The 9,685-nt window shown below is 36.8% G+C and carries 8 protein-coding genes; all 8 read right to left on the reverse strand.

Features of this window, described 5'->3' with window-relative positions:
* Positions 1-9 precede the first annotated feature (9 nt).
* Positions 10-2,073 (reverse strand): hypothetical protein, encoded by a 2,064-nt coding sequence (locus tag Q0537_RS04655; protein ID WP_299225504.1) that lies wholly within the window; start codon positions 2,071-2,073, stop codon positions 10-12.
* Between the two features lie 296 nt (positions 2,074-2,369).
* Positions 2,370-3,701, reverse strand: coding sequence for a lipopolysaccharide biosynthesis protein RfbH (gene rfbH, locus Q0537_RS04660; RefSeq protein ID WP_299225506.1), 1,332 nt, complete (start codon positions 3,699-3,701; stop codon positions 2,370-2,372).
* Positions 3,698-4,627, reverse strand: coding sequence for an NAD(P)-dependent oxidoreductase (locus tag Q0537_RS04665; RefSeq protein WP_299225508.1), 930 nt, complete (start codon positions 4,625-4,627; stop codon positions 3,698-3,700). Before Q0537_RS04665 ends, rfbH begins: the two co-directional genes overlap by 4 nt.
* A complete protein-coding gene (locus Q0537_RS04670) occupies positions 4,624-5,409 on the reverse strand; it encodes an aldolase/citrate lyase family protein (protein ID WP_298987774.1) in 786 nt (261 codons plus the stop codon). The genes Q0537_RS04665 and Q0537_RS04670 overlap by 4 nt, the downstream gene beginning before the upstream one ends.
* Position 5,410: 1 nt before the next feature.
* A complete protein-coding gene (locus tag Q0537_RS04675; RefSeq protein ID WP_299225511.1) occupies positions 5,411-6,139 on the reverse strand; it encodes an HAD-IIA family hydrolase in 729 nt (242 codons plus the stop codon).
* Complete coding sequence (locus Q0537_RS04680) at positions 6,132-7,922, reverse strand: thiamine pyrophosphate-binding protein (RefSeq protein ID WP_299225513.1); 1,791 nt, start codon at positions 7,920-7,922, stop codon at positions 6,132-6,134. The genes Q0537_RS04675 and Q0537_RS04680 overlap by 8 nt, the downstream gene beginning before the upstream one ends.
* Positions 7,919-9,019: a CDP-glucose 4,6-dehydratase gene (rfbG, locus tag Q0537_RS04685; RefSeq protein WP_299225515.1), complete on the reverse strand. Its 1,101-nt coding sequence runs from the start codon at positions 9,017-9,019 to the stop codon at positions 7,919-7,921. The genes Q0537_RS04680 and rfbG overlap by 4 nt, the downstream gene beginning before the upstream one ends.
* Positions 9,020-9,022: 3 nt before the next feature.
* Positions 9,023-9,685 (reverse strand): glucose-1-phosphate cytidylyltransferase (gene rfbF / locus Q0537_RS04690; protein WP_299225517.1); only part of this gene is annotated, 663 nt, incomplete at its 5' end.

The following is a 9,685-nucleotide window of genomic DNA, read 5'->3' on the forward strand; positions in this document are numbered from 1 at the left end:
TCAGGAATTTTATTTTCTCCTATATACATCTATCATATTTCCTTTTTCAACCAAAATATAATCTTCCCTGACCTCATTAAATAGCTTAGATAATACCTCTAATTTTGGTATTCTCTGCTTAACATTTTCATTATACCAATATTCATCATATAGGTCAAAAAATCGCCTTTCTCGCATTTCTGCCTTATAGTCTCTATCTATATCGGCATCTACATATAAAATATCGGCTTTATTTTTTATCAAATTTAAGACTTCATTATATTCTATGTCCGATACTAGAAAAGAGCGTAACTCAAAATACTTTAATCCGCTATATCTTTTACTAAAAAACTGTAGTATATTATCATATTTTGATATCATATACACCTCTTTGGTATCAGGCGAATACTTATTTATAAGATTAATAGAGCTTTGAAATTTATCAAAAGGATATGTAGTAATTATCCCTCCGGCTCTTTCATGGTTCCATTTATAGATTTTATGCGTTTCAAATATTTTTTCATAATTAAAAATTTCCTTAATATAAGACATTGAGAATTTAGCATATGTTATTATGCATATAAATATGCATAATATAGAGATCACATTTTTAGCCTTATCCGGAAATAAATTCAAAATTATAATAAAAGGAAGGGCGGCAATAAAAAAATTAACGGCAGACAAGTCTACTTTCCAAACTATATAAGTATAAAAAAATCCTGTATAAAATAGCAAAAATGAATAGCTTAATAAATATTTACTATCTTGCAATTTCTTATAAAAAAATATAAATAACAACCATTGAATAAATATTACCGACAATACCGCGAGCAATAAAGCAGCAGGAATATTAAAAGAATAAAAACCATCTAAAAAGTATTTTATTGATGGATTTTTCATAAATGGATATTTTATATATATTATTGTCCCCAAAATGGTATAAATGAGTATAAAAAATATTTTTTCAGCATTTACGAGTTTTCTATTTTTTACAGCAATTATTCCATATTCTACAATAAGTGCACCTAAAAGTGATATAAAAATATATAGACCAAAATCATTAGCCATCAAAATGGAAAGCAACGCTAGCAATACACATATTACTTTAAACATGAAATTAAAATTTCCAAATTTTGAGGCATAGAATAAAAGCAATACTATCGTCAAATCAAAGAAATGCCTAGTATCGAAATATGTAGGACCATAATGATAAAAATAATAAGATATGGAAAAGAATTTAATACTTAGCAAAAATATAAAAATAAGCCTTATCAAGTCATTTTTAAAAAATAGAAATACAAAACTTATCGCTATAATATAATAGATCATACATACTATATTTTTCGTCTTTTCAAAATTACTAACGCTTATGCCTCCAAGTTGTTCCATTATAAATTTAATAGGGTATAGACTTAAAAATCCATATTGAGAAAAAATTTCCGATTTATCTCTATCTAGATCTAGCTCATTTATAGGATTTAACATAAATGGGGTTTCTTCCCAATAATACCTACTAAGAATCTGCATATTTTGTTCAAAAATATTATATGCTATGAAGTCAGTTTTTTCTTTAAGCTTACTTAGAGTATCTGCGCCAAACATAGGATAAGAATGCGAAAATACATCTAAACCGTATCTATTTATGCTATTTATGCTATTTGTTTCTCTGGCTTCATAATAAGTAAGATTAAAGTCTTTATTATAGCCTATATTTTCTATATGAGTTCCAAATTTTTTAAAAGTATCTGCGCTAATATGCCTATAATAAGGATCAAAAATCAAAAACTTTGGGTTATTATGAAAACTAAATCCATTTTTACCGGATAAAAAGACATTGTCGTATGAATTGAATTTATAATTTATATTATTGGGGTCAAAGCACAGGTTTTCTGTAATATATTGATCATTCGAAACTATTTTATTACCATCCAATATCGTCTGCTCTTCTATATACCTAAATTCGTTTGCAAGCTTAAAATCCGAAAAAATACCATAAAAGTAAAATGAAATTTGTATAATTATTAAAATTGCTATGGCTACTTTGGCACAAAGGTAAAAATTGAGATCCTTTATTTTAAGCAAAGCGCTATTCATCGATATCGTCTTTATAAATTTTATACCATAAAATCAAAGAAAAGAAAGCAGAGATGATAAAAATATAGAATAGATAAAAATTAAATATAAATATCTTTTCGTGATTCATAAAATAGTAAACCCATTTAAAATAATTGTATTTATCTTCAGCAGGATCAACGTAAGCAATAAAAATCTTTTTTCCTATTTTGTAAATCAAACATATAGCAATGCAAAATAACAAAGATAGTTTTAAGACGGCTTTATTTGGCATATATTTTCTCTTTCTAAATTCCACTACTGAATTGAATTATATTTTAGCTTTTTGCTGATATAAATTCTTTAATTACTTTTATGATGTATTCTATCTTCTCGTCGCTCATTCCGGGATATACTCCCACCCAGAAGCTATCGTTCATTATTTTATCGGTATTTTTTAGCTCTCCTGAAATTTTATAATCCTCTCCGAGTTTTAGCTCTGCAAATAGTGGGTGCCTGATCATGTTGCCCGCAAATAAATTTCTTGTTTGAATGCCAGCCTTCTCTAGATGTTCGCTAAGCTCATTTCTACTAAATTTTGCTCCGTCCGCAACCGTCATCATAAAGCCAAACCAGCTAGGCTCGGAATTCGGCTGGGTTTTAACCAAAATGAGCTCCTTTATATCTTTTAACCCATCGTAAAGCTTTTTAAAATTCTGCCTACGACGCTGCACGAAACTAGGGAATTTCTCTATCTGCGCACAACCCACAGCAGCTTGCATATCGGAGGTTTTTAAATTAAATCCGAAGTGCGAATAAACGTATTTATGATCGTATCCAAGCGGTAGCTCACCAAATTTCTGCGAAAAGCGCTTACCACAGGTATTATCCACGCCGCTCTCACACCAGCAGTCGCGCCCCCAATCGCGCATACTTAGCATAATTTTTTTAAGCAGCGGATTGTTTGTGTATGTAGCGCCACCCTCACCCATCGTCATATGATGAGGCGGATAGAAGCTGCTCGTACCTATATCTCCCCATGTGCCGGTCGGCTTGCCCTCATATAGCGAACCCAGCGCGTCGCAGTTATCCTCGATAAGCCACAAGCCGTGCTTATCGCAAAATTCCTTTACGACTTTTATATTAAAAGGATTTCCCAAAGTGTGAGCCACCATAACCGCTTTTGTTTTTGGGCTAAGCGCAAGCTCAAGCTTTGTGTGATCTATATTAAAATACTCAAGTTCCATATCGACAAAAACCGGAACGGCACCGTATTGCACGATAGGCGCAACCGTCGTAGGAAAGCCCGCCGCGACAGTTATGACTTCGTCGCCCTTCTTTATGCGACGCTCTTTTAGAAGCGGCGAGGTGAGCGCGAAAAACGCGAGCAGATTCGCGCTGCTTCCGCTATTTACCAAAAACGCCCATCTAACGCCAAGCATTTTGGCAAATTCCTTTTCAAATTTTTTAGAATATGCGCCGTATGTAAGCCAGAAATCAAGCGAGCTATCTACCAAATTTATCATTTCGTGCCCGTCGAAAACTCTGCCTGCGTAATTTACACGACTCTTGCCCGGCTCAAATTTAGCGTGCTGCGCCGACTCATGAACCAATTTATAATACTCTTTCGTCTTTTCTAAAATTTCAGCTTTTAATTCCTGTGGCGTCATTTTTTACCTTTCCAAATTTCATTGATTTTTCTCAAATATGGGTCTTTTTTAATCGTCTCTAAATCTAAGTTGGCAAAATTTTGCTTAAAATATTTGCGAATTTTGCCGATCGCTTCTGAATGCGGCGTGAGCTTAAACCTGCCTCCCATCTCGGATTTTAACAGGCTATTGTCAGAAGTGTATTCGTTATTTAGCCCTTCATTTAGCACGCTTATCTCGGATTTAAAATCGCTCGCCTCATTTACTAGCGCAGCTAGGCTAAGCAGATCGATTTTCGTACCGCTGCTTGCATTGTAAATTTTATGTCGTGCGTCATTTTCTATATAAAATTCCACTACGTTTAACAGGTCATCGACATACATATAATCAAAAAATACGTTTTGATTGATCGTGATGGGTAGGTGCAGTAGGTTTTTTACTACGGCATTTGTGATAAATTTATAGCGGTAATTCTCCATCTCGCCGTAAATTCCAAACAAACGAAGCTGGATAATATTGTTCGCGCAATCCTCGATATAATGCGATGCGATAGCTTTGTAAAAACCGTATTCATCAAGCGGAAGCGCCTTTTTATAATCATCCTCGCGAGCATTTATTATCGGCTTGTGCTTACCGTACTCTGCACCGCTTCCAAACGATATGATCTTTGCAACCTTATTTTTTTGCTTAGCAATATTGAAAAAAATCCGCAAATTATACTCAGTCAAATTTGTCATATCCAGTGTATCACGACCGCCGCCACGATTGGCTAGATGAACGATAGCATCGATTTTATGCGCACGGACAAAATCGTCAACTACGCTTTCGTCAGTCAAATTTAGCTCGCTACTTTTTGGAGCGAAAACGTTAAAATTTCCATTTAGCGCAAGACGCTTTTTTAGATGCGAGCCGATAAAACCACTACCGCCCGTGATGAAAAGATTCATCTGTTACTTAGCCTTTTTTCAAGCATTTCGATTCTTTTCTCATCCTCGGACTTGATTCTGTGATAATACCTACGCTTGCTTTTAAGCCAAGCTAATTCAAATTCAACGCCAGCTAAAATTCCGGCTTCTATATTGTTTACAGCATCTTTGTGATATACTATCTTTCGCGTTTCGTATTTATCAAGTAGTCCTTTGGAAATGAGATATTTAATAAAATCGCATGACTTCGCGGATATGGCTCCACCTAAACCGCATTTTAATCCCTTAGCTCTCGCTTTAGTAAAAATATTTTCACAATGTCTTAGCATTTCATCGCTATCTGCAAAGCTCCTATCTTTACCCATCGAACTTGTAAAATCGACTCTTCCGATTGTTACGCCAGAAAGAGTATTTATATTAGGCAAGGATAGAATATCATCAAAATTATCATAGCAGGTTATAGTTTCTACATTAATCGCGAATTCTATGTCATTGCGATTATCCTCAGCAACAAAAGTGTTTATAGCTCCCAAAAATTTACTAACGGCAAATTTTGTTTCTGCCATCGGCGCTATGATACCATTTACACCTAGAGTAATAGCGTTATATATATCGGTTACCGCTTCGACGCCTCCGATTTTCATAATAATAGGAAGCCCAACTTTAGAGGTAATATCTTTTAGTCTACAAAGTTCCTCCTGCCTACTACCTTCATTCTCGTACTCTGCTTTGATCTCAAAAACACCATATTCGTCTTTAAGTCTTTTAAGAATATCGATCATCTCGTATTCTAAAACATTCATTTTAGCTCCTTAAAATTTTATTCTTAACATCTAGCAATGTAATATTATCGCCAACTAGAATTCCTTTACAATTAAAATTCTTTGCCATAGCCATATCACTTTCTATCCTATCACCTACCACAACGATATGCTGTTTATCAAGCTCCCAATCCTTACATAAAATTTCGAGCATAAAAGGATTTGGCTTTCCTACTATATCCAGCTTAATTTCTTCACCAATACTACCAAGGATTGCACTTAGCATAGCATTGGCACCGGGTCTTAAAAGACCATTTTCTACCGGGAAATTTTTATCTGTATTTGCCACTATTATTCTACGAGATTTTTGTAATGCAATAAGAGCTCTTGATAAAATTTCATAGTTAAAATTTAAATCAAGTCCAATTACCACGGCTTCACAACTATACTCATCCTCAACATTTATATCTGCATTAGTTAATTCACTTTTAAAACCACGGCTACCAACTAAAAATATATTTCTTAGATCCTTTCTTTGCAAAAATATAGCACTAGCATAAGCTGAGGTATATATTTTATCTACAGCAGTTCTTATACCCATATGAATTAATTTATCTAAAATTTCAACTCTTGTTTTAGTTGAATTATTAGTAAAAAATAAGACATTATAACCATTGGATTCAAGCTCATCTATAGTTTGCAAAGCAAAATCGGCAATTTTACTCCCAAAATAAATAGTCCCGTCTAAGTCAAAAACTACAGCTTTATTCATCTACCGGCTTAATTATCATATTTTTATAAAATTCTTCTCGCGGTAAAAAGGGAAACATATCCTCAAGTGGCTTTGAAACCATTTTGCCGTCAGGCTTTATCTTAGACGATAATTTTGGCTCCATTTTTTCAGTAGGCGAAAGCATTATTTCGCAAACTACCGCACCTGGTTTGGATAAAATTTCCTCCAACTCCCCTTTTAAATTTAGCTGATTTTCTATCCTGCAGGCTTTAAAGCCATAAACCTCTGCTAATTTTACGATATTAGGAAAGCTGACGCCGCTATCTTTATCCGAGCCTACCTTGTGCCCTTTAAAAAAGTTGTTTTGAGTATTTCTGATAGAAATATAGCCTGCATTATTCAGAACAAAGATTTTGATCGGAAGCTTATTATGAATTATTGTCTGAAGCTCTTGAATATTCATCTGCAAGCTGCCCTCTCCAGTGACGCATATAGTATTGCCCTTGCCGTTTGCAAAACACGCACCGATTGCGGCAGGTAGATCATATCCCATCGAAGCACAGCCGGAATTGACTACGACTTTTTGATTTTTATATAGTCTCAAGCTCTGATATGACGAAACACACGCCGTGCCGTTGCCAAAAACATAAACTAAATCGGGCTTATCGCTTGATAGAATATCAAAAAAATTATACGAATCTACACAACCCTGCACCACTTGCCTAAAAGGCTCGATCGTAGGATAATCCTTTCTATAATTTTTGCAAATTTCAAGCCAAGATTCAAAATCCGGTTTGTCTTTCAGTGCAGATCGTAAATCCGATACAAAGGTCTTCGCATCGGATTTAATCCTAATATCTGCAGCAATTGTTTTTTTGTTTAGTTCGTTTTCATCGATATCGACTAAAATTTTTTTTGCTTCTCTGCCGAAGAATTCCCAGTTATAGCTGACTGCACGGATATTTAATCTAGCGCCTACGGCGATGATGAGATCAGAATTTTGCACGACGAAATTTGCTGCCCTATTACCGATAGTGCCGTATCTACCAAAAAACAACTCATGGTCATTTCTAACGATATCGTATCTAGCGAAGGTACCGATAACGGGGATTTTTAAAATTTCGATTAGTTTTAGAAAATCTTCATTCGCACCGGCAAGCGTTACGCCGTTACCGGCAATAATTACGGGGCGTTTAGCAGCTTTTAATGCATCTAGAACCTGCGGGATTTTTGTGTCGAATTTTGGCTCTTCTGGAATTTTAAATTCTACCAAATCTGCTTCGTCCACCATCGCGCCTTGTATATCTAGCGGCACATCCAGCCATACGGGCCCCGGTCTGCCGTGTTTAGCCTCATAAACAGCTTTTTGCAGATGAAATTTTATGCTATTTTTATCCGTTATCATTACGGCGTATTTTGTGATAGGTCTTACGATGTCAACGATATTAACCTCTTGATCGCCAAGCTGACGCAAATTTAGCTCGGGTTGCGAAGCGACGGTCGTTTGAAATTTTACCTGTCCCGATATAATCATCATAGGGATCGAATCTACCCAAGCGCCGTAAACGCCAGTAATCGCGTTCGTCCCGCCGGGACCCGTGGTAACATACGCGATACCGATCTTATTTGAGACGCGCGCATAGCCCTCTGCAGCTATCGCGCAAGCCTGTTCGTGATGGTTACAGACATACTCTAAATTTTCATTTTTGCCAAGCGAATCTATCAGGTGCATATTGCCGCCACCCGAGACCATAAATACGGTCTTTGCGGTATCTTCGTGTTCGGCTATAAATTTTGCTATAAAATCGCTAACTTTTATCATCGCATCATCTCTTTTACGTAGTTGTTTAAATTTTGCTCGGTATCAATCGTGCCGTTTTCGTAGAAATTTTTATACCATCTTATGGTTTTTTCAAATGCCGTTTCACTATTCCAAACGGGCTTCCAGCCAAGCAGCGCATGTGCTTTAGAGCAATCAAGCTTCAATAAATTTGCCTCATGCGGCTGGTCCGTGTCGGAGCCGATTTTAAATTCTATCTTATCCCAATATCGCTTGGCGCTCTTTAGTACATCAAGCACCCTAATCGCGCCATCATCGCTAGGACCGAAATTCCACGCGCTGCCGAATTCCTTTCGCCCTTCAAGCAACTTTTGCCCCACGAGCAAATATCCACTAAGTGGTTCTAACACATGCTGCCAAGGACGCGTCGCATTCGGATTGCGGATCGTTACCGCTTCATTTTTAGCTGCCGCGCGCATTACGTCGCAGATCAATCTATCTTGCGCCCAGTCTCCGCCGCCTATGACATTACCTGCGCGACACGTAGCAAGCAGCGTTTGATGCTTTACGCCATAGTCTTTTTCGTTAAAAAACGAATTTCGATATGAACTAGCCAGAAGATCCGCGCAGCCTTTCGACGAACTATATGGATCATATCCGCCCATAGGATCGTTCTCGCGATAACCCCAAACCCACTCTTTATTTTCGTAAGCCTTGTCGCTGGTGATATTTACGATCGCGCGAACGCCTGCTTTTCTGCAGGCTTCAAAGACTTTTAATGTGCCGACAACATTGGTTTCGTAGGTTGTTATCGGATCGGCATAAGATGGACGTACGAGCGCCTGAGCGGCAAAGTGAAATACAATGTCGGGTTTATAAGTCGTAAACGCCTCGTCTAATTTAGCAAGATCTCGTATGTCGGCGATTACCTGGATGATATTTAAATTTAAAAGTCCTATATGATTTGGCTCTGTAGGCGCCGGAAGCGAATACCCTATCACTTTCGCGCCCAAGCGCTGCAGCCACAAGCTAAGCCACGAGCCCTTAAAACCCGTATGACCGGTAAGCAAAACGGTTTTGCCCTTATAAATTCCGGAGTATAAATTTTGCATTTCTTGCGCCGCTATTGCGTTGTTCATCCGCTACCACTTTTTCCATGGAGCGCTACCGCTATCCCATAGTTTTTCTAATACTTGCTTATCACGCAAGGCATCCATCGGCTTCCAGAAACCACAGTGCTTGAAAGCACAAAGCTCGCCGTCTTTAGCCAAATTTGAAAGCGGAGCTTGCTCGAATACCGTAGCATCACCATCAGTAATATAATCAAAAACCTTAGGCTCGCATACGAAAAAACCTGCGTTTATCCAATTTCCGTCACCTTTAGGTTTTTCAAAAAAAGATGTAATTAAGCTTGAATTATTAATATCTAAAGCACCGAATCTACCTTCTGGCTGAACTGCAGTCATAGTAGCAGCCTTGCCATGTAATTTATGAAATTTTACTAACTCGTCTATATTCACATCACTAACACCATCACCGTAAGTAAGCATGAAACTCTCATCTCCTACATATTCCTGAGCTCGTTTTATCCTACCGCCAGTCATTGTATCTAGCCCAGTGTCAATCAGAGTAACCTTCCAATCTTCGCTTAATGTTTTATGAATTTTCATATTATTACTTTTTATATCAATCGTTACATCACTTCTATGCAAGAAGTAGTTTGCGAAATACTCTTTTATATAATAACCTTTATAGCCAAGAAGCACCACAAATTCATTAAAGCCATAGTGGCCATAAATTTTCAT

Source organism: uncultured Campylobacter sp. (genome assembly GCF_938017775.1).
Classification (GTDB): domain Bacteria; phylum Campylobacterota; class Campylobacteria; order Campylobacterales; family Campylobacteraceae; genus Campylobacter_B.

What these genes read in the sequence shown, in the direction of transcription:
- Q0537_RS04680 (WP_299225513.1), bottom strand. Translation starts at nt 7,922, where the DNA reads ATGATAAAAGTTAGCGATTTTATAGCAAAATTTATAGCCGAACACGAA.
- Q0537_RS04670 (WP_298987774.1), bottom strand. Translation starts at nt 5,409, where the DNA reads ATGAATGTTTTAGAATACGAGATGATCGATATTCTTAAAAGACTTAAA.
- Q0537_RS04675 (WP_299225511.1), bottom strand. Translation starts at nt 6,139, where the DNA reads ATGAATAAAGCTGTAGTTTTTGACTTAGACGGGACTATTTATTTTGGG.
- rfbH (WP_299225506.1), bottom strand. Translation starts at nt 3,701, where the DNA reads ATGACGCCACAGGAATTAAAAGCTGAAATTTTAGAAAAGACGAAAGAG.
- Q0537_RS04665 (WP_299225508.1), bottom strand. Translation starts at nt 4,627, where the DNA reads ATGAATCTTTTCATCACGGGCGGTAGTGGTTTTATCGGCTCGCATCTA.
- Q0537_RS04655 (WP_299225504.1), bottom strand. Translation starts at nt 2,073, where the DNA reads ATGAATAGCGCTTTGCTTAAAATAAAGGATCTCAATTTTTACCTTTGT.
- rfbG (WP_299225515.1), bottom strand. Translation starts at nt 9,019, where the DNA reads ATGAACAACGCAATAGCGGCGCAAGAAATGCAAAATTTATACTCCGGA.